At 69.0% G+C, this 18891-nt stretch carries 18 protein-coding genes; 11 read left to right on the forward strand and 7 right to left on the reverse strand.

Annotated features, from left to right (window positions below):
• The first annotated feature begins 9 nt into the window (after positions 1-9).
• A complete protein-coding gene (locus tag FNM00_RS09380) occupies positions 10-2922 on the forward strand; it encodes a vitamin B12-dependent ribonucleotide reductase (protein WP_143913179.1) in 2913 nt (970 codons plus the stop codon).
• Positions 2923-3009: 87 nt separating this feature from the next.
• On the opposite strand, the gene FNM00_RS09385 is transcribed toward FNM00_RS09380, so the two are convergent.
• A complete protein-coding gene (locus FNM00_RS09385) occupies positions 3010-3594 on the reverse strand; it encodes a flavodoxin family protein (RefSeq protein ID WP_143913180.1) in 585 nt (194 codons plus the stop codon).
• A gap of 72 nt (positions 3595-3666) precedes the next feature.
• On the opposite strand from FNM00_RS09385, the gene FNM00_RS09390 reads away from it, so the two are divergent.
• Complete coding sequence (locus FNM00_RS09390) at positions 3667-4758, forward strand: FUSC family protein (RefSeq protein WP_143913181.1); 1092 nt, start codon at positions 3667-3669, stop codon at positions 4756-4758.
• On the opposite strand, the gene FNM00_RS09395 is transcribed toward FNM00_RS09390, so the two are convergent.
• Positions 4740-5225 carry a hypothetical protein gene (locus FNM00_RS09395; protein WP_143913182.1) on the reverse strand — a complete coding sequence of 162 codons (486 nt, stop codon included), beginning with the start codon at positions 5223-5225 and terminating at the stop codon, positions 4740-4742. The two genes, FNM00_RS09390 and FNM00_RS09395, sit on opposite strands and share 19 nt — an antisense overlap.
• 144 nt (positions 5226-5369) lie before the next feature.
• On the opposite strand from FNM00_RS09395, the gene FNM00_RS09400 reads away from it, so the two are divergent.
• Positions 5370-6557 (forward strand): alcohol dehydrogenase catalytic domain-containing protein, encoded by a 1188-nt coding sequence (locus FNM00_RS09400; RefSeq protein ID WP_143913183.1) that lies wholly within the window; start codon positions 5370-5372, stop codon positions 6555-6557.
• Positions 6558-6607: 50 nt separating this feature from the next.
• Here FNM00_RS09400 and FNM00_RS09405 read toward each other — a convergent pair whose 3' ends face one another.
• From FNM00_RS09405 to FNM00_RS09415, 3 genes are all read right to left on the reverse strand, one after another.
• Complete coding sequence (locus FNM00_RS09405) at positions 6608-7609, reverse strand: NAD-dependent epimerase/dehydratase family protein (protein ID WP_143913184.1); 1002 nt, start codon at positions 7607-7609, stop codon at positions 6608-6610.
• A gap of 125 nt (positions 7610-7734) precedes the next feature.
• The gene (locus FNM00_RS09410) at positions 7735-7953 is read right to left on the reverse strand and encodes a CDGSH iron-sulfur domain-containing protein (RefSeq protein ID WP_143913185.1); all 219 of its coding nucleotides are present in this window, start codon (positions 7951-7953) and stop codon (positions 7735-7737) included.
• Complete coding sequence (locus tag FNM00_RS09415; RefSeq protein ID WP_143913186.1) at positions 7937-8890, reverse strand: iron-containing redox enzyme family protein; 954 nt, start codon at positions 8888-8890, stop codon at positions 7937-7939. The genes FNM00_RS09410 and FNM00_RS09415 overlap by 17 nt, the downstream gene beginning before the upstream one ends.
• A 164-nt stretch (positions 8891-9054) precedes the next feature.
• On the opposite strand from FNM00_RS09415, the gene FNM00_RS09420 reads away from it, so the two are divergent.
• Entirely contained in the window at positions 9055-10317 is a 1263-nt protein-coding gene (locus tag FNM00_RS09420; protein WP_185973075.1) for a cytochrome P450, read from the forward strand.
• On the opposite strand, the gene FNM00_RS09425 is transcribed toward FNM00_RS09420, so the two are convergent.
• Positions 10301-10609 (reverse strand): hypothetical protein, encoded by a 309-nt coding sequence (locus FNM00_RS09425; protein WP_246065136.1) that lies wholly within the window; start codon positions 10607-10609, stop codon positions 10301-10303. The two genes, FNM00_RS09420 and FNM00_RS09425, sit on opposite strands and share 17 nt — an antisense overlap.
• Before the next feature lie 2 nt (positions 10610-10611).
• Positions 10612-11535 carry a LysR family transcriptional regulator gene (locus tag FNM00_RS09430; RefSeq protein ID WP_143913188.1) on the reverse strand — a complete coding sequence of 308 codons (924 nt, stop codon included), beginning with the start codon at positions 11533-11535 and terminating at the stop codon, positions 10612-10614.
• Between the two features lie 108 nt (positions 11536-11643).
• On the opposite strand from FNM00_RS09430, the gene FNM00_RS09435 reads away from it, so the two are divergent.
• The 7 genes from FNM00_RS09435 to FNM00_RS09465 are packed head-to-tail and all read left to right on the forward strand — an operon-like array spanning position 11644 to position 18861.
• Complete coding sequence (locus FNM00_RS09435; RefSeq protein ID WP_143913189.1) at positions 11644-12462, forward strand: ABC transporter ATP-binding protein; 819 nt, start codon at positions 11644-11646, stop codon at positions 12460-12462.
• Positions 12462-13481: an ABC transporter substrate-binding protein gene (locus FNM00_RS09440; RefSeq protein ID WP_143913190.1), complete on the forward strand. Its 1020-nt coding sequence runs from the start codon at positions 12462-12464 to the stop codon at positions 13479-13481. The genes FNM00_RS09435 and FNM00_RS09440 overlap by 1 nt, the downstream gene beginning before the upstream one ends.
• Positions 13482-13488: 7 nt before the next feature.
• Positions 13489-14355 carry an ABC transporter permease gene (locus FNM00_RS09445; protein WP_143913191.1) on the forward strand — a complete coding sequence of 289 codons (867 nt, stop codon included), beginning with the start codon at positions 13489-13491 and terminating at the stop codon, positions 14353-14355.
• A 37-nt stretch (positions 14356-14392) separates the two neighbouring features.
• Positions 14393-15343 (forward strand): dihydrodipicolinate synthase family protein, encoded by a 951-nt coding sequence (locus FNM00_RS09450; protein WP_143913192.1) that lies wholly within the window; start codon positions 14393-14395, stop codon positions 15341-15343.
• A complete protein-coding gene (locus tag FNM00_RS09455) occupies positions 15340-16434 on the forward strand; it encodes an alpha-hydroxy acid oxidase (RefSeq protein ID WP_143913193.1) in 1095 nt (364 codons plus the stop codon). The genes FNM00_RS09450 and FNM00_RS09455 overlap by 4 nt, the downstream gene beginning before the upstream one ends.
• Before the next feature lie 14 nt (positions 16435-16448).
• Positions 16449-17399: a zinc-dependent alcohol dehydrogenase gene (locus FNM00_RS09460; RefSeq protein ID WP_143913194.1), complete on the forward strand. Its 951-nt coding sequence runs from the start codon at positions 16449-16451 to the stop codon at positions 17397-17399.
• 46 nt (positions 17400-17445) lie between these two features.
• The gene (locus FNM00_RS09465; RefSeq protein ID WP_143913195.1) at positions 17446-18861 is read left to right on the forward strand and encodes a phytoene desaturase family protein; all 1416 of its coding nucleotides are present in this window, start codon (positions 17446-17448) and stop codon (positions 18859-18861) included.
• Positions 18862-18891: the final 30 nt, after the last annotated feature.

Here is an 18891-nt window from a genome sequence, read left to right on the forward strand (position 1 = left end):
GCGCAAGGCATGACGGAGACGGTCAGCAACAGCCGAGGATCCGCACGAGGCGGGTCCCGCAAGCAGGCCAGCAAGGGCCTGACGGTGCAGCGGGTCTACACCACCGAGGGCGTGCACCCCTATGACGAGGTCACCTGGGAGCGCCGCGATGTGGTGCAGACCAACTGGAAGACCGGCGAGAACGTCTTCGAGCAGCGGGGCGTGGAGTTCCCCGACTTCTGGAGTGTCAACGCCTCCACGATCGTCACCACCAAGTACTTCCGGGGCGCCGTGGGCACCGAGCAGCGTGAGTCCAGCCTCAAGCAGCTGCTCGACCGCGTCGTGCTCACCTATGCCAAGGCCGGCAAGGAGAACGGCTACTTCGCCTCCGATGCCGACGCCGAGGTCTTCGAGCACGAGCTCACGTACATGCTCCTGCACCAGATCTTCAGCTTCAACTCCCCGGTGTGGTTCAACGTGGGCACGTCCAGCCCGCAACAGGTCAGCGCCTGCTTCATCCTGGCCGTCGACGACTCGATGGACTCGATCCTCAACTGGTACCGCGAGGAGGGCCTGATCTTCAAGGGTGGATCCGGCGCCGGCCTCAACCTCTCGCGCATCCGCTCCAGCAAGGAGCTGCTGCGGTCCTCGGGCGGCACCGCCTCGGGTCCGGTCTCCTTCATGCGTGGCGCCGATGCCTCGGCCGGCACGATCAAGTCCGGTGGTGCAACGCGCCGCGCGGCCAAGATGGTCGTGCTGGACGTCGACCACCCCGACATCGTCGAGTTCGTCGAGACCAAGGAGCGCGAGGAGGAGAAGATCCGCGTGCTCCGCGACGCGGGCTTCGACATGGACCTCGGTGGCAGCGACATCACGAGCGTCCAGTACCAGAACGCCAACAACTCGGTGCGCGTGAGCGACGAGTACATGGAGGCCGTCGAGAACAGCACCGCCTTCGGACTGACCAGCCGCACCAGCGGCGACGTCATCGAGAGCATCGACGCGCGCGAGCTGTGGGAGAAGATCGCCAAGGCCGCGTGGGCCTGCGCCGACCCCGGCATCCAGTACGACTCCACGATCAACGACTGGCACACCACGCCGGAGTCCGGGCGCATCACCGCTTCCAACCCGTGCAGCGAGTACATGCACCTGGACAACTCCAGCTGCAACCTCGCGAGCCTGAACCTGCTGAAGTTCCTGAACGACGACGGTTCCTTCGCCACCGCGGAGTTCGTCAAGAGCGTCGAGTTGATCATCACCGCGATGGACATCTCAATCACCTTCGCGGACTTCCCGACCGAGGCCATCGGCGACACGACGCGCAAGTTCCGCCAGCTCGGCATCGGCTACGCCAACCTCGGCGCGCTGCTGATGGCCTCGGGCCTGGCCTACGACTCCGACGGTGGGCGCGCGCTCGCCGCGTCGATCACCTCGCTGATGACCGGCACCTCCTACCGCCGCAGCGCCGAGCTCGCGGGCATCGTCGGCCCCTACGAGGGCTACGCGGCCAACACCGAGCCGCACCAGCGCGTCATGCGCAAGCACCTCGCGGCCAATGACGACATCCGCACCAAGCACGCGATGGACATCGCCGTGCAGAAGGAAGCCACCAAGCAGTGGGCCGACAACCTCAAGATCGGTGAGAAGAGCGGCTGGCGTAACGCCCAGGCCTCGGTGCTCGCGCCCACCGGCACGATCGGCTTCATGATGGACTGCGACACGACGGGCATCGAGCCGGACTTCTCGCTGGTCAAGTTCAAGAAGCTCGTCGGTGGCGGCTCGTTGCAGGTCGTCAACCAGACCATCCCGGTCGCGCTCAAGCGTCTCGGCTACACCGGCGAGACGATCGAGGCGATCGTCGAGTACATCGCCGAGCACGGTCACGTCGTCGACGCTCCGGGCCTGCGCCCCGAGCACTACGAGGTGTTCGACTGCGCCGTCGGTGAGCGGGCCATCAAGCCGATGGGCCACGTGCGGATGATGGCAGCGGCTCAGCCGTTCCTGTCCGGCGCGATCAGCAAGACCGTCAACCTGCCCGAGACCGCGACCGTCGAGGACATCGCGGACATCTACTTCCAGGGCTGGAAGCTCGGTCTGAAGGCGCTGGCGGTCTACCGCGACAACTGCAAGGTCGGTCAGCCGCTGTCCAGCCAGAAGGCGCAGGACAAGGCGACGTCGGCGTCCGCGCAGACCGAGGTCGAGGTCAAGACCGTCGTGGTCGAGAAGCCGATCCGTCGTCGCCTGCCCAAGAAGCGTCAGTCGATCACGACGAGCTTCAGCGTCGGCGGCGCCGAGGGGTACATGACCTCCGGTGCCCACGAGAACGGTGACCTCGGGGAGCTGTTCCTCAAGCTCGGCAAGCAGGGTTCGACCCTCGCGGGTGTCATGGACGCGTTCAGCATCGCCGTGTCGATCGGCCTGCAGTACGGGGTTCCGCTGGAGACCTTCGTCAGCAAGTTCACGAACCTCAAGTTCGAGCCCGCCGGTCTGACCGACGACTCCGATGTCCGGATGGCGCAGTCGATCATGGACTACGTCTTCCGTCGTCTGGCGCTGGACTACCTGGACTTCGACACGCGTTCGGCGCTCGGCATCTACTCGGCCGATGAGCGTCAGCGCTACCTCGACACCGGCTCGTACGAGCCCGCTGAGGGAGACGGCAGCACGGCCGCGGAACTGGTCAACGAGGCCAGGCCCGCAGCCGAGGCCCAGGTGGCACAGGAGGTCACGGCCGAGTCCGATGTCGACAGCGCCTCCGCGCAGGTGCAGGTCGAGTCGGCCAAGCCGGCTCCGAGCTCGGCACATACCTCCGCCGAGCTCCTCGAGGAGATCACCGGCGGGGCGATCGACAGCCCGCTCTGCATGACCTGCGGCACCAAGATGCGGCCGGCCGGCTCCTGCCACGTGTGCGAGGGCTGCGGCAGCACCAGCGGCTGCAGCTGATCGCTCGCAGCAGAACCGCGAACGGGAACGGGAACGGGAACGGCCGGAGGGTACTCGCCCTCCGGCCGTTCCCGTTCCCGTTCGCGGTCAGTCGGCGCCGAGGGCGTGGGCGACGTGTGCGAGATGCGTCGCCATCGTCCGCCCGGTCTGCGCCGACCATTCGTGCCCTTCGTTGGTCTCGTGGTACTCCGGCCCGGGGCCGGGCCCACGGTTCCAGTAGGTCCAGGACTGGCCGGGGATCGTGAAGCCGATATCCACGAGGGCGCCGCTGATCCCGCTGATGACATGGTGGGCGCCGTCCTCATTGCCGGTGACCACCACGCCGGCGACCTTGCCGTAGGCGATCGGCTCACCGTCCGCTCCGGTCTCGGCGATCATCGCGTCGAGGCGCTCCAGCAGCTGCTGGGCATAGGACGAAGGCCTCCCGACCCACGTGGGGGTGGCCACGACCAGGATCTGGGCGTCCACGATGGCGTCGTGCACACGCGGCCACTCGTCCTCGCTCGACATTCGTGTCTCCACGCCGTGATCCAGGCGCAGGTCGGCCAGGCGGAACTCGGTGATCTCGACGCCCTGCTCACGCAGAGCGGAGGCGACGATCTCGGCCAGCTGGGCCGTGTTCGACGCTTCCGGCGAGGCTTTGAGCGTGCAGTTGACGAATACGGCTCTCATGGAGTCGACGTACCCCGTGCGGGCGGCGTTCACACCCGCGTCGGGAGCAGCTGACCCGGGTACGCACTCGACATGGAATCGAGGTGGCGCCACCGCTGGCAGATGTGGCTGCCCCGGCTGGCGATGGCGTTCAAGTCCGCGGCAGCGGCCTCACTGGCCTGGCTGATCGTGCTGCCCTTCGGGGCGGGGGGACCCGACTACGGCTATTACGCCCCGCTCGGCGCGGTGATCGCGGTGTCGGCTACCGTGGCGCGTTCCTCGCGGCGGTCGATCCAGACGGTGGCGGCGATCCTGGTCGGCAGCGCGCTCACCGCGGCGGCCGCGTGGATTCTGCCTGAGCCCGGGGTGGTCGTGCTGACGATCGTGATCGTCGTCGGCGTCCTCCTCTCCGCGGTGCCGTGGCTGGGCGCCGCCGGGCAGTGGGTGCCGCTCGCGTCCCTCTTCGTCCTCGTCGTCGATCAGGATGCGCGAGTCGACTACATCGCCTCCTACGCCGGTCTCACAGCGCTCGGAGCGCTGGTCGGCATCGCGATGAACGTCCTCTTCCCACCCTTGCCGCTGCGATCCCTGGGGCGCGCACTCGAGGACCTGCGGATCACCACGGCCGATCAACTCGAACGACTCTCCGATCGCCTGCGGACCGACCCCGGGGACGAGGAAAGCGCACCGCCGGAGGTCGCCTTGGACCCGCGTCGCCAGCACGCCCGGCAGCTGGTGACGGAGCTGAACGACGCCCGCCGGGGAAACTGGCGGGCGCGCCACTGGACCGGGGATACGGACCGGCAGAGGGAATACGCCGCCGAGCTGCAACGACTGTCGCTGCTCGTCGAGGACCTCCCGCTCGTGGTCGATGCGCGCCAGTACGAGGATCACTCGCGCCGCGCGCTCGGCCCCGCGCTGCGCCCCCTCGTCGCCGATGCGCTCGGTGACTGCGCCGAGCTGCTGAGATGTGCTGAGTCCCTGCAGGCCGATCCCACGATCCTGGCCGCCGCGGAACGTTCGGTCGCGCGCCTGGAGGAACGGACACTCGTCGCGGGGGACGACGCAGGCGATCTCTTCATCGCCGGGATGGTCGTGACGGTCTTGCGCGACATCGTACGGGCAGCCCGGGCGCATCTCGACGGCGCGAGTGTCCGTTCCTCCGATCAGCGAGGAGGGGGCTGACGCCAGCTCAACGCCCGGTGCGCCGCCCGGGCGTGTGCCTCGGTGAGACGGTCGTGCTGGCGCTCAGCGAGCTCGAGAAGCTCCTCGAGACGTGCCGTGTCGAGCCGCTCGTCACCCGCGGCGATCAGGGCCTGCCAGCCGGCGATCTTCCCGGCGACGGCATCGCGCATCGCCTCCAGATCGACGAGATCCGTCAGGGGCGTGCGGCGGGTGAGACTCCCGTTCGGCTTCAGCCTCCCGAGCCGCTCGCCCACCTGGGCGAGGGTCATTCCGACGGTCGGGATGGTGGTGTCGGTGCGGCGGGCGAATTCGCGCAGGTCGCGCTGTTCGGACTCCAGCTCGTCGCGCAGCTCGGTCATCATCGCCCGGGCCGCTGGATCGAGCTGCTGACGGCCGCGGGCGGCCAACTCGATCCCGGCGGCGGCGCCCACCAGATGTGTACGGAGATAGTGGCTCAGTGGATTCACGGGTGTCTCCTCTCGACTCCTGTGGTGTACCCCATGAGATGCCCGGTGAATGGGTCGGTGCCGAACTGGGTACGTCCCCCTCAACCTACGAGAGGAGTCGACGATGGACACGATCGACAGCACGAGCCCCGAGGGTGGTCGCCGATGAGGGCCGTCACCTGGCAGGGACGCCGCGATGTCCGCGTGGACGAGGTCCCCGATCCGACACTGCGTGGGGCGGGGGAGATCATCGTGCAGGTCACGACTACGGGCCTGTGCGGCTCGGACCTGCACCTGTACGAGGTTCTCGGCCCCTTCATGACACCGGGTGATGTCCTCGGCCACGAGACGATGGGCGTCGTCGTGGAGAAGAGCCCCGATGTGACCGGTGTCGAGCTCGGCGACCGGGTGGTGGTGCCCTTCCAGATCGCCTGCGGGCACTGTTTCATGTGCGAGCGGGGTCTGCAGACGCAGTGCGAGGTCACCCAGGTCCGCGAACAGGGCATGGGGGCGGCGCTCTTCGGGTACAGCCAGCTGTACGGCAGCGTGCCCGGCGGGCAAGCTGAGTACCTGCGCGTGCCACATGCCGACTACGGGCCGATCGTCGTCTCGGGCGATCTTGAGGACGAACGCTATGTGTACCTCTCCGATGTGATGCCCACCGCTTGGCAGGCGGTGCAGTACGCCGAGGTCGGCGCCGATCAGACGCTGGCCATCGTGGGCCTGGGACCGATCGGCGACATGGCGGCCCGGCTGGCGACCCAGGCGGGCATCCGGGTGATCGGCTTCGACCGTGTGCCCGAGCGGCTGGCTCGACTGCGGGACCGGGGGATCGAGGTGGCCGATATCGACCGCGCCGATCCTGTCGAGATCGTCCAGGCGGCCACGGGAGGCCGCGGCGCCGACGGTGTCATCGATGCCGTCGGCATGGAGGCGCACGGCTCCACGATCGCGGAGACCGCGCAGAAGCTCGTGGGATACCTGCCCGGCCCGGTGGCGCGCGCCGCCATGACCAGGGTCAGCGTGGACCGGATGGGCGCCCTCGATCTGTCTCTCTCGCTCGTGCGCCGCGGCGGCACGGTCTCGCTCTCAGGGGTCTACGCCGGCACGATGGATCCGATGTCGCTGCAGAGCATGTTCGATCGGCAACTGACGGTGCGGATGGGGCAGGCCAATGTCCGGCGCTGGGTGGACGACCTCCTGCCGCTGGCCGAGGACTCCGCCGATCCACTCGGGCTCGGTTCCTTCGCGACCCACCACCTCGACCTCGCGCAGGCGCCCCACGCGTACGACATCTTCCAGCGCAAGGCCGAGGGCGCGGTGAAGGTGTTGTTCCACCCCTTCGGTCAGTGAGCGAGCCCGGTGGGCCGGCACGGGTCGGCCCACCGGTGACCGATCGCGTCTCAGAGCGTGCCGTCCGGATGGAGTGGTGGCATTCCCGAGCCGTGTCCGGCACGTGCTCCCTCGAGCATCTCGGTGACGGCCTGGGCAGCACTGTGCCGTGGCTGCCAGTCGAGTTCCCGGCGCGCTCGCTCGCTGGACATCAGGGGGAGCGACATCAGGGCGTCGAAGAGGTCCCCGGGCGCACGCACGAGGCGGGCGCGCCAGGCGGCGTCGAGCAGGGCTCGGACCGGGCGAGGCGGGACCTCGACCGTGCGAGCGCCGAGGAGTCGCCCCAGGGTCCACCGGTCCACGACATCGTCCGCGGCGATATTGAAGGCGCCCCGGACGGGCCGCTCGACCGCTTCGGCATAGGCCTTGGCCAGGTCGCCGGCATGCACGGCCTGCAGACGCAGACCGCGAGGGACCGGCAGCGCCGGGATCCAGCGCGAGTCGAGGAGCCAAGGACGGACGAGCGGTCCGGCGAAGATGCGCCGCTGCTCGCTTCCGGCCGACCGCTGGAAGACGAAAGCAGGACGCAGTCGCACCACGCCCGTGTCGGGTCGCGCCTCCTCGAAGGCGTCCAGGACTCGCTCGGTATAGGCCTTCTCGCGAGCATAGGCGGCCGCGGAGGCGCCATCGGTCCGCCATCGCTCGTCGACGAGGTCATCACCTCGGTAGGGGGAGTAGGCGGCGACCGACGAGGCGACGACGACGCGTCCGATGCCCGCCCGCGCGACCGCCTCCAGCACCCGCCGGGTGCCGACCGCATTCGCGCTCCAGGTGATCTCGGGCCTATGGGTGGGCTGGAACATCCACGCCAGGTGGACGACGGCATCGGCTCCATCGAGGAGCGGAGCGAGATCGTCACGTGAGACATCCGCATCTCGCCATGTGACGGAGCCTCCCGCGGGAACGTCCGGGCGACGACGCGCGATACCGACGACATCGTGCCCGCGCGCGGCTAGCTCGCGGACGACCGCCGATCCGACATTCCCGGTGGCGCCGATGACGGCCGTCCTCATCGTGGCTTCCGTCCGAGGACCGCATCGTCGAAGCAGCGAGCTGCGGAGGTGGGCTGTGACAGATTCATGTCACGGTGGTGCCCCGTGCGGGCTCGGTGAATCGTCGAGCGGGACCGATCGCCCCCTCAACGGCGACGCGCCGGTCCGCGGGCCAGCACCTTATGGGTGCCATCGCACCACGGCGGCCGTGCGGTGCCACCACAGCGGCAGACGGCATTGAACGGCCGCTCGGTCTCTACCTCGTCACCCTCTTCGGTGCGGATCACATGGTGTCCCCGCAGGATCATCGGTCCGTTCGGACACAGCAGGATGTCCGGATCGTCGCCGTCAGGCCGCTGGGTCATCGCGTTCCTCCTGCTCGCCGATCATGTGGCGCGCATACCGGGCCTCCAGGTCCAGACAGGTCGCCGCGCCGAAGATCACCTGATCGCGCTGGTCCGGCTCTTCGTTCACGAGGACATCGGCGATGAGCCGGAGAGCGAGCTGCTCGTGGACGGCATCGGCCTCGACGTGCTCGTCGTAGTAGGCCGCCGCCTCCTCGGAAAGGCCCAGGCGGCGCAAGCCGCGCGCCATCGCCCGGGACGGCAGCGAGCTGGTGGCTTCGAAGGCGGCGAGATGTCCGATGGCGGCCGCCCGCAGCCGCCGGTGGAGCCCGAAGAGGGACATGGCGTTGTTCAGCTCCAGGATCTGCCAGGGCGTCTCGTCCACATACGCGCCGTACTCGCTGCGGAGGCCCACGGCCTCCAGCGCGCGGGCGAAGAGCTCATGGTGCAGGCGCCGGGGATCGCCATCCCCGTACTCGTCATACTGCAGAGCCGCCAATGGCGCCTTGGGTCGGGCCTCCAGCCGGGGGATCACCCAGGCCACCGGATCGGACTCCTTCAGGTGATAGATCGAGCGATGGCGCAGGAGCGTGTGTACCTGCTCGATGGTGGCCTGTCGCTGAACGAAACGGGCGAGTGAGGGCGACTCGTCCTGTTCGATGAGCCGCTCGATCGATGTGGAGACCGGATCGTCGCTCGCCGGCCATGAGACGCGGGCCCGTAGCCGGGCCTCGAAGTCGCGCTCCACGCGGGCCCGTGCCGCCAGCAGCACCGGATCCCATTCGGCGTCCTCGCGCGCATCGTCGAAACCGCGGTAGTGCAGCTCGTACAGCGTCCACAGCGCGAGCTGCTCATCATCGCGATGCTCGGCCTCGGGCGCATTCGTATCGGGATCATCGCCGCGGAGTGCGTCGACGACCCACCGGCTCAGCGCCCCGCGCGGTGTGGGGAGGAGCATGGCGCGCCGCCGTCGGGGAACAGTCGGAGGCCCCGGCCCTGGGACCGGGGCTGCGGGAGGACGATCGTACGTCGCATGCGGAGCGTGTACCCCGATCGGCCGCCGGTGAAACGATGGGTGCCTCGCGGTGTATCAATCGGCTCACGACGGGGTACGCGGGGGCTATGAGCGACCGCACCTCGATCGTGACCACCCTGCCCGAATCTCTTGCGCATGTAGCGAGACTACGACGTGACGGCTACCTTTTCTGGGCGAAACTGCGCCAACGCCAGGAGACCTCGGTCATCTCCACACGGTTGCTGCACGAGGACGTGACCGTCGTCCATGGCGCGGAGGCGGCAGAGTTCTTCTATGAGACCGATGCGACACGGCGCTCGTCCGCCTTGCCCATCGCACTGGTGGGTCCGTTATTCGGCGAGGGTCCCGTGCACATGCTGGACGGCTCCGCACACGCCCGCCGCAAACAGATGTTCAACGACATCCTCGACGCGAGCGCTGTCGCCGCGGTAGCGGACACGGTCGCCCGTCGCTGGACCGAGGAGTCCGTGCACTGGCGAGGCGAGCTCGACCTGGTCGAGCAGACGGCACCCCTGCTGCTGGAGTCAGCCTGTTCGTGGGTGGGCATTCCGCTGCCCTATGACGACCGTGGACGGCGGGCCCTCGACATGCTCGACATGGTCGACGGCTTCGGCGCCTTCACCGTCCGGCAAGCCAGGGCACGGCGTGCCCGGCGCCGGACCGATGCCTGGATCACCGCCCTCGTCGAGGAGGCACGTCGTTCTCACGCCCAGGGGCAGACTCCGCTCGAGATCATCGCCCGACACACGGACGAGGACGGCATGCTCCTGCCCGCGCACACCGCCGCGGTGGAGGTCATCAACCTGCTGCGGCCGATCGTGGCCATCAGTTGGCTCGTCGACGGCCTGATCCGAGCGTTCGACACCGTGCCCGCGTTGCGAGCTGAGATCCTCTCCGGCGAGGTCACGGCATTCGAGATGGCCCAGGAGGTGCGGCGCACCTACCCGTTCGTGCCGTTCCTCGCGACGCGTGCGGTCGAGGAACTGCGCTGGGAGGATGTCACGATCCCCGCCGGGACCCTGCTCGTGCTGGACGTGTGGGGCACGAATCATGACCCGCGCACCTGGCGCGATCCGGGGGTATTCGACCCGACCCGCTTCAGGGTCACGCCGGTGACGCCCTACAACCTGGTTCCCCAGGGAGGGGGAAGTCGCTACGAGGGGCACCGGTGTCCCGGCGAGGATGTGACGCTCGCCGTCCTCGCGGCCCTGGCGGGCCCCGTCGCGGCGCTGTCGGCGACCGTGCTCGGCCCGGCACTCGGCCTGCGGCGCATGCCGCCGCAACCGGCGTGTCGCGCCCAGGTCGATCCGGACACCGCGCCGGCCCGGGGCATCACGCCCGATCGCTGAGATCGGCGTCGGCCGAGCGCCGTGCGCAGCTGGCACAGCAGTAGACGACACCGGCTGCCTCGACTCCATGACCCAGGACCCGGCAGCCGCAGTGTCCGCACACGGGAGCCATCGCCGAGACGGCGCACTCGAAGCTGTCGAAGGTGCCGGTCTCCTCGCCGCGCCTGACCGTGAAGGTCCTGTCGTAGTCATTGCCGCAGGTGTCGCAGATGCCCATGGGGACCTCCCGTATCGATATCGTGTCGCCGGGGACGTACCCGCTCGGTCCTTCAGCCACACGTGCAGAGGGCATCGTCAGCCGTCCTCGCGATGCGCGGCGGGATAGAGGTCCCGTGAGACCTCGAGAGAGATCTCCCGCAGCTGGCGGATCGAGGGGAGGGTCTCGCCGACGCGCGTCCCGAAGGCCAGATAGCTCTCGGCCCGGTCATCGCGCAGGGCGAGGAACCTGACGCCGAGATAGGGGATCTGAGAGAACTGGTGCGAGACCAGGGCCACCCCACCCCCGCCCGCGACCAGGCTCATCAGCATCGGCGTGCTCGTGGCTGTGTGAGTGATACGGGGGGAGAAGCCGGCGGCCGCGCACGCCTGGAGGGTCGAGCTACTGATGCCCGCGCCCATCCCCGGGGCGTAGGTCACGAAGGGCTGGTCACGCAGCTCGCTGAGTAAAATCTCTGTTTCGGCGTGCTCGAAGAACTGCGGGACCACGGCCATCAGCGGGTCGGGGTGGAGCATGGTGAGAGCCACCTGTAGGGAGTCGATCGGCGGACGTAGATAGGCGACGTCGATGGTGCGTTGTTCGAGCTGTCTGACGGCCTCGTGCGAGTGCATCTCGTGGAGCTCCAGGTCGACCCGCGGATAGGCCTCACGGAACCGGCCGAGCACATGGGGCAGAACATCGAAGGCCGCCGGCTCGGCGTAGCCCACCCGGATCGAACCGACCCGTCCCAGGTGGGCGTCCCGGGCCAGATTCCGGGCGCGATCGGCCGAGGCGATGAGCGCCGACGCCTCGATGAGGAAGACCTCGCCGGCGGCCGTGAGGCTGATGCCGCGGCCGGTCCTCTCGAAGAGCTCGGCACCGAGACTCCGCTCCAGCGATCCGACCTGTCGCGACAGCGGAGGCTGGCTGATGTTGAGACGCTCGGCGGCGCGCCGGTAGCTGCCCTCCTCGGCCACGGCGACGAAGGAACGGAGCTGATGGAAGGTGAAATCTGATGCCATGATGGGTATCAGTCTTCCCTAAAGATGCATTGGACAGCAATTCTGCGTCGCACCTAAGGTCGAACCCACGTTCACGGCAGCGTGTCACAGATCTCACGGAGGAGACCCATGCACACGATCACCCTCGACGGAGTCGAGGTCGAGTTCCCCAAACCGGGCGACCCTACGACCACCGTGCACGCCCTCGCGGACCTGAACCTCCAAGTCCGCGACCAGGAGTTCATGTGCCTGCTCGGACCGAGCGGCTGCGGCAAGTCCACGGCGCTCAATCTCATCGCCGGGTTCACCCAGCCCACGTCCGGCAGCGTCACGGTCGACGGCGCTACGGTGCGGCGCCCCGGTCCCGAGCGTGGCGTGGTGTTCCAGGACGCCACGATCTTTCCGTGGATGACGGTGCGGGAGAACGTCGCCTTCGGGCCCAAGGTGAGCAAAGGTGCCGGTGGAGCGGAGCTCAAGGCGCTCGTCGACGAGTACATCGAGCGGGTCGGTCTGGGCGCCTTCGGCGATCATCTGCCGCACGAGCTGTCCGGCGGCATGCGCCAGCGCGTGGGCCTGGCCCGGGTGCTCATCAACGATCCGCCGATCCTCCTGATGGACGAGCCCTTCGGCGCTCTGGACGCGCAGACTCGCATCACGATGCAGGAGCTGCTGCTCGAGCTGTGGGAGAAGGACCGCAAGACGGTGCTCTTCGTGACCCATGACATCGACGAGGCCCTGATCCTGAGCGATCGCGTCGTCGTGATGAGTGCCCGGCCGGGTCGGATCCGCCACACCATCGACGTGGACCTGCCCCGCCCGCGCAGTCACGAGCTGATCACCGACCCCGCCTATGTGTCGCTGCGCCACGAGCTGTTCGAGGAGCTGCGCGACGAATCGCACCGAGCCGACCAGCTCGAGGGCCTCGTCGGCGGAAAGGCGGGTCACTGATGATGCGCGACTGGAAGACCCGGGCGGTCATCGCCATCGTCCTCATGGTGGCCGTAGTGGCCAGCGGGCGTCTCTACGGGGCGCAGAACTCGGCCACCGATGAGAACCGCATCCGCATCGGCTGGGTGGCCGCGGCCTCCTGGGTGCCCTGGGCGACCCTCGAACAGGAGCTCCCCGACGGCACCACGGTCGAGCTCGTGCCCTTCAAGAGCTCCAATGACGAGCTGACCGCGTTGTCCAATGGATCGATCGACATGGCCCCTGTGGGGTACAACAACGTCGCCGCGCTCCTCACCTCCGGTACCCCGCCAGTGACCTTCGTGTCCGGGATCAGCGGCAACGGATCGGTCTTCCTCGCGCGACCCGACAGCGGCATCCAGTCCTGGGAGGACCTGCGCGGCAAACGGATCGGCTCGGTACGTGGCTCGACGCAATACGTGAACCTCGCGACCGGCATGAAGGCGCACGGCCTGGACATCGAGACCGATGCCACCTACGTCAACATGCAGGCATTCCCGGACCTGAATCTGGCCCTCGAACGCGGGGACGTCGACGCGATCGTGACCTTCCCGCCCCTGTCGGGGGAGGCCGAGGAAGCCGGCTCGGGTGTGACGGTCGAGGAGATCCAGAGCGAGATCTACGACGGCTCCTTCTCGGTGGCCAGCGGCATCCTCGCCAACAACACCTTCCTGGAGCAGCGCCGTGAGGACGCCGAGACCGTGCTGGGCGCGTACTACCGGCAGATGGAGACCCTCCGCGCGGACCCGCAGCGATGGGAAGAGGAGTTCGCCGCGGTGACCGGCAGCAGTGGCGCCGGCATCGCCGACGCCCTGGAGCGCGAGTACATCCGTGCCGAGACGGTCATGCCGATGAGCGAGATCGTCAGCGTCCCCGCGGTGCTCTCCCAGATGGGCATCATCGACCAGGACACGGGCGACCAGCTCGCCGAACTCCTGGACTACTCGCTGCTCGAGTCGATCACCGACGAGTCGGCCGAGCAGCTCGGAAAGAACGAGTGAGGCGACCATGACGAACAGCATGACCTCGGCGCGTACCCGCTCCGCACGTCCGTCGATTCTGACCGGCCGGTGGCGCACCTCGGCGAGCGGTCTCGGCCTGGCCCTCGTGCTCCCGGTGATCATCGCGATCGCCTGGGAGATCGCAGGGCGGCAGAACTGGATCGCGAACGGGCTCTTCCCACCGCTCAGCTCCTGTGTCGCGGCGCTCGCGAACTGGGTCGCCGGCTGGCAGCTGCCGATCGACGGCTTCGTGGCCTCGAATGTCTACTCGGCCACCTGGCTGACCCATGTGGGCGCCTCGGTCGGACGCGTCCTGACCGGCTTCGTGCTCGGCGCGGTGCTGGCGATCACCTTCGGTGTCCTGGCCGGGGTCAGCTCCGTGGCGCGCCGGATGGTCGATCCCACCATCAACGCGATCCGTCCCATCTCGGTGACCGGCTGGGTGCCGCTGGCGCTCATCGTGTTCGGCATCGGCGACAAGCCGGCCGTTTTCCTGACGGCCCTTGCGACCTTCTTCCCGGTTTACGTCAACACCTTCGCGGGCGTGAGCCGGGTGGACGCCGGCTTGCTGCGGGCGAGCGCGATGCTCGGCGCCAGCCGGGCCCGCACCGTGCGCGACATCGTCCTCCCGGCGGCCTCGCCCAGCCTCGTGACCGGCCTGCGAGTGGCCTCGGGCATCGCCTGGACGACCGTGGTCGTCGCGGAGATCCTCGGAGCGAAGTCGGGCGTCGGTTATGTGCTGATCGACTCCTACAACCAATTCCGCTTCGACTACGTCATCGCCGCGATGGCCACGCTCGGCCTTCTCGGCTACGTCACCGACCGCCTCCTGCAATGGGTCTTCGCCGATGCCCTGCGCTGGTCCGATCGCTGACCGACCGCCCCACCTCACACAGGGAGACTGAATAGACATGGATCGACACGATGTCGACTGGAAGGGCTACTGGACGGCGGTCGTGACGCCGTTCACCGCGACGGGCGAGCTGGACGAGGGCGCCTTCGCGCGGATCGTCGAGATCGCCGTCGACGAGGGCGTGCACGGCATCCTGGTCAACGGGAGCACGGGCGAGTGGTTCAGCCAGACCACCGACGAGCGCCGTCGCCTCGCGGAGATCGCGGTCAAGGAGTCGGCCGGGCGTGTGCCGGTGGTCGTCGGGGTCACCTGCACCCGGGCCTCGGACACCGTCGAGCTCGCGCGGCACGCGGGCGACGCCGGTGCGTCCTCGATCATGGCCTCACCCCCGCCGATGGCGCGTCCGACGGCCGCCGAGCTGCACGCCTACTACTCGACGGTCTTCGCCGCGACGGATCTGCCGGGATGGTTGTACAACTTCCCGCAGGACAACGGCCATCTCATCGGCATCGACGAGATCGAGCGGCTGGCCGATCTGCCCAACGTGGTCGCCATCAAGCAGAGCGCCCCGGGCACGCAGACGCTGCTCGACACCATCGATCGCGTCGGCGATCGTCTCGTCGTCTTCGGCCACATGCTCGGACGACTCGGACTCGCGCTCATCTCCTCGGGGTACGGAGGCGACGGGCACTTCGGCAGCGGGTTGCTGCTCGGCCGCGACATGCCCGGCTTCTTCGAGCACGCGTGGGCGGGAGAGACGGTGCAGGCCGCGGCCATCGCCGACCGCTACGACGCCCTGATGGAGGTCATGCTCGGTGATCGCGTCGACGGCTACAACTGGGCCTTCGGCGGCATGCAACCCACCCTCAAGGCCGCCATGAACCTGCTCGGCCAGCCGGCGGGGTACCCGCGAGAGCCCAAGCTGCCGGTGGACGACCCGACGGCACTGTCGGCGATCGCCGACGCCCTGCGCGATGCCGGCCTGACGGTGACCGCTTCGTCGGCATGACCGCCGTCCCGCCGCGGGCGGTGCCGCGCCCCGAGGAGCTGCCCGGCCGTGTCACGCTCGCCCGGATGCGCGAACTGGCGCACGGGCGGCTCGACCCGTTGACCATCGAGTATCTGGAGACCGGCGCGGCCGATCAGCGCACGGTACTCGCGAACGAACGCGATTTCGGGCGCCATCGGATCGCTTCGCATGTGCTGCGCGACGTCTCGGCGGTCTCCACGGTCACCGAGATGCTCGGGCACGCCTTCGCGAGTCCGATCCTCGTAGCGCCCACGGGATCGCACGCGCTCTTCCACCCCGAAGGGGAGAAGGCGACGGCGCGGGGAGCCGCCGATGCCGGGTGCGGATACGTCATGAGCGGGTATTCCACCACCGATCCCGACGACCTGGAGGTCGACACGAGCTCGATGTGGCTCCAGGTCAACGTCCCGCCGGTGCGTGCGGTGCTCGATCGGATCGTCGAACGCGCCGGATGGCACGCGGCGCTCGTCGTGACGGTGGATACGCCGGTGGTCGGGGCTCGCGAGTCCCAGACCTGGGACGGCCTCACCCTGCCTCCGGGGCTCGGCTTCCCCTTGCTCGACGGCCTGGAGCTGCGTCCCGAGGCGGGCCGCGGCATCTATCGCACGGGACTCGACGCGTCCTTCGGCCTCGACGACCTCGCCAGGATCGTCGAGGAGTCCTCGGTGCCGGTCGTGGTCAAGGGGATCGTGCGGGGCGACGACGCCCGGGCGGCGGTCGACGCGGGGGCGTCGGCCGTCATCGTCTCCAACCACGGAGGGCGGAACCTGGACTCGGGTCTGTCCACGGTCCGTGCCCTGCCGGGAGTCGTGGAAGGAGTGGCCGGGAGGGTGCCGATCCTCCTCGACGGCGGGATCCGCCGCGGCACCGATGTGCTCATCGCGCTCGCGCTCGGTGCATCAGCCGTCCTCGTCGGACGTCCGATCCTGTGGGGCCTGACCGTCGCGGGGTCCTCCGGGGTCCGCGCGGTCCTCGACATCCTGGGCCGCGAGCTGGCGATGGCGATGGCGCTGTGCGGGGTGAACACTGTGATCGATATCGATACCGACCTCCTCTCGACGGACGGCTGAAGGGAATCTCGACGATGTGGCAGTTGCAACAACCCGGGCCGGCGGCCTTCGACCGGATGTCGGTGCCGGCGCCGACAGCCGAGGACCTCGGCGAGGACGAGGTGCTGCTGCGCTTCGCCTGCGGAGCGATCTGCGGGAGCGATATCCCGAAGTTCCTGGGACACCTCGACCCGGACAACCCGTACACGGGCATGCCCGGCGTGCCGCTGCACGAGCTCGTCGCGCGGGTCGAGGCGAGCACCAGCGCTCGTTTCGCGCCGGGGGATCGCGTCGTGGGGATCGTGGCCCGGTCGCGCGGCCTCGCCGAATATGTCGTGAATCCCGCACGCTTCGTGCACCGTCTCGACGACCGGTTGAGCGATGTCGAGGCCACGGTCGTGCAGCCGGTCTCCACGGTGCTCAGCGCATTCGGGAATGTCGGCGACGTGGCGGGACGGTCGGTGGCCGTGCTCGGACTCGGCCCGCTCGGGATCCTCTTCGCTCAGATCGCGAAGGCCAGGGGAGCTCGTCACGTCACCGGCGTGGACCGTGTCGACCGGTCCGATGTGGGTGCGGCCTTCGGGATCGACGAGGTCGTCACCGGCGAGGTGCGGGCGTGGGCTTCCTCGCTGAGCGAGGATGAGCGGCCCGAGCTGGTGATCGATGCCATCGGTCACCGCCAGGAGATCGTCGCCGATGCCGTGACGGCTGCCGGGTTCGGCGGGGAGATCCTGGTCTTCGGTCTGCCGGAGGATCACTATGTGTTCCCGATGCGCACCTTCTTCCGCAAGAGCCTGACGCTGTGGGCCGGGGCGACCCAGGACTGGGAGCGCTACCTCGCGGAGGCGGAGCGCCACGTGCTCGCGCACGAGGTGCTCCGGACCGGCTACATCACGGAGGTCTATCCGGTCGCCGACGCCGCCGAGGCGTACCGTCGCTATGCCACGCCGGCGCCGGGACGTCTGAAGATCGCCCTCGTGCCCTGACCTGTCCGTGTGATCCCGGACGACGGAGACCGCCTAAGGTGAGCGTATGACCAAGGCTGTCGTCGTCGGGAGCGGTCCCAACGGGCTCGCGGCCGCCGTGACCCTCGCGGACGCGGGCGTCGACGTGACCGTGCTGGAGGCGTCCGACGTGCCCGGCGGCGGCACGCGCACCGTGGAGGCGACGCTCCCCGGGCTCCTGCACGACGAGTGCTCCGGCTTTCACCCGCTGGCGCTCGACACCGCCTTCACCCGCCGCTTCGACCTCACTGCTCACGGGCTCGAGTGGGCCTGGCCCGAGGTGCAGTACGCCCATCCGCTGGACGCGGGCCGGGGCGCGGCAGTGTGGCGCTCGGTCGGGGAGACCGCCACCGCTCTGGGATCCGACGCCCGCTCCTACACGCGGATGTTCGGCCCGCTGACGCGACTCTTCGACGACATCTCCACGGAGTTCCTCCAGCCCGTCGTGCATGCGCCTCGGCATCCGCTGGCGCTCGGGCGGTTCGGCCTCTACGCGACGGCACCGGCCACGTGGGTGGCGCGACGGTTCGGCACCGAGGAGGCCAGAGCACTATGGGGCGGCGTCGCTGCGCACGCCTTCCGACCGTTGGGATCGCCGATGTCATCCGCGATCGGCACGGCCCTCGGCACCGCCGCCCACCGCTTCGGCTGGCCCGTGGCGGTCGGCGGGTCGGCGTCCATCGCCGCGGCGATGATCGCGCTGTTGGAGGCCCACGGCGGCAGGGTGGACACGGGAGTCGAGGTCGCCTCCATGGCCGAGCTCGGCGAGTACGACCTGCGGATGCTCGACACCTCCCCGGCCGGGGCGGCCGCCCTCCTGAACGGAACCCAGCGACCCGGTGTGGCTCGCGCCTACCGGCGATTCCGGCACGGGCCGGCGGCCTATCAGGTGGCGTTCGCGGTCGAGGGAGGCATTCCCTGGGCCTACGACCCGGCGTCGCGCGCCGGGACGGTGCACCTCTCCGGTTCGTTGGAGGAGACCGTCGAGGCCGAGCGGGCGGTCTGGAGGGGACACGTGCCCGATCGCCCCTTCGTCCTGCTGGGGCAGCAATACCTGGCCGACCCCTCCCGGTCGGTCGGCGACGTGCATCCGGTCGACTGCTACGCCCACGTGCCGCTCGGCTACGACGGAGACGCCACTGAGCGGATCGTCGCTCAGATCGAGCGGTTCGCTCCAGGATTCCGCGACCGGATCGTGGCCAGCGCGGTGCGCCCGTCACAGCGGATCGCCGCCGACAACCGGAACTTCACCGGCGGCGACATCCTGACGGGCGCCAACACGCCGCGCCAGCTCGTGTTCCGCCCGCGGATGACGCTCCATCCGTACGACGCTGGAGCGCCAGGAACGTACCTGTGCTCGGCGGCCACCCCTCCAGGTGCCGGAGCGCATGGCATGGCGGGCCACCTCGCGGCGAGAAGGGCACTGACGGTGCTCGGACGCTGAGCCTCCCGCATCGCGCCGCCGCTCGGCTTG

Source organism: Aeromicrobium piscarium (assembly GCF_007421815.1).
Lineage (GTDB): Bacteria > Actinomycetota > Actinomycetes > Propionibacteriales > Nocardioidaceae > Aeromicrobium > Aeromicrobium piscarium.

What these genes read in the sequence shown, in the direction of transcription:
- FNM00_RS09380 (WP_143913179.1), top strand. Translation starts at nt 10, where the DNA reads ATGACGGAGACGGTCAGCAACAGCCGAGGATCCGCACGAGGCGGGTCC.
- FNM00_RS09385 (WP_143913180.1), bottom strand. Translation starts at nt 3,594, where the DNA reads ATGAGAGCCGTATTCGTCAACTGCACGCTCAAAGCCTCGCCGGAAGCG.
- FNM00_RS09390 (WP_143913181.1), top strand. Translation starts at nt 3,667, where the DNA reads ATGGAATCGAGGTGGCGCCACCGCTGGCAGATGTGGCTGCCCCGGCTG.
- FNM00_RS09400 (WP_143913183.1), top strand. Translation starts at nt 5,370, where the DNA reads ATGAGGGCCGTCACCTGGCAGGGACGCCGCGATGTCCGCGTGGACGAG.
- FNM00_RS09405 (WP_143913184.1), bottom strand. Translation starts at nt 7,609, where the DNA reads ATGAGGACGGCCGTCATCGGCGCCACCGGGAATGTCGGATCGGCGGTC.
- FNM00_RS09410 (WP_143913185.1), bottom strand. Translation starts at nt 7,953, where the DNA reads ATGACCCAGCGGCCTGACGGCGACGATCCGGACATCCTGCTGTGTCCG.
- FNM00_RS09415 (WP_143913186.1), bottom strand. Translation starts at nt 8,890, where the DNA reads ATGCTCCTCCCCACACCGCGCGGGGCGCTGAGCCGGTGGGTCGTCGAC.
- FNM00_RS09420 (WP_185973075.1), top strand. Translation starts at nt 9,055, where the DNA reads ATGAGCGACCGCACCTCGATCGTGACCACCCTGCCCGAATCTCTTGCG.
- FNM00_RS09425 (WP_246065136.1), bottom strand. Translation starts at nt 10,609, where the DNA reads ATGCCCTCTGCACGTGTGGCTGAAGGACCGAGCGGGTACGTCCCCGGC.
- FNM00_RS09430 (WP_143913188.1), bottom strand. Translation starts at nt 11,535, where the DNA reads ATGGCATCAGATTTCACCTTCCATCAGCTCCGTTCCTTCGTCGCCGTG.
- FNM00_RS09435 (WP_143913189.1), top strand. Translation starts at nt 11,644, where the DNA reads ATGCACACGATCACCCTCGACGGAGTCGAGGTCGAGTTCCCCAAACCG.
- FNM00_RS09440 (WP_143913190.1), top strand. Translation starts at nt 12,462, where the DNA reads ATGATGCGCGACTGGAAGACCCGGGCGGTCATCGCCATCGTCCTCATG.
- FNM00_RS09445 (WP_143913191.1), top strand. Translation starts at nt 13,489, where the DNA reads ATGACGAACAGCATGACCTCGGCGCGTACCCGCTCCGCACGTCCGTCG.
- FNM00_RS09450 (WP_143913192.1), top strand. Translation starts at nt 14,393, where the DNA reads ATGGATCGACACGATGTCGACTGGAAGGGCTACTGGACGGCGGTCGTG.
- FNM00_RS09455 (WP_143913193.1), top strand. Translation starts at nt 15,340, where the DNA reads ATGACCGCCGTCCCGCCGCGGGCGGTGCCGCGCCCCGAGGAGCTGCCC.
- FNM00_RS09460 (WP_143913194.1), top strand. Translation starts at nt 16,449, where the DNA reads ATGTGGCAGTTGCAACAACCCGGGCCGGCGGCCTTCGACCGGATGTCG.
- FNM00_RS09465 (WP_143913195.1), top strand. Translation starts at nt 17,446, where the DNA reads ATGACCAAGGCTGTCGTCGTCGGGAGCGGTCCCAACGGGCTCGCGGCC.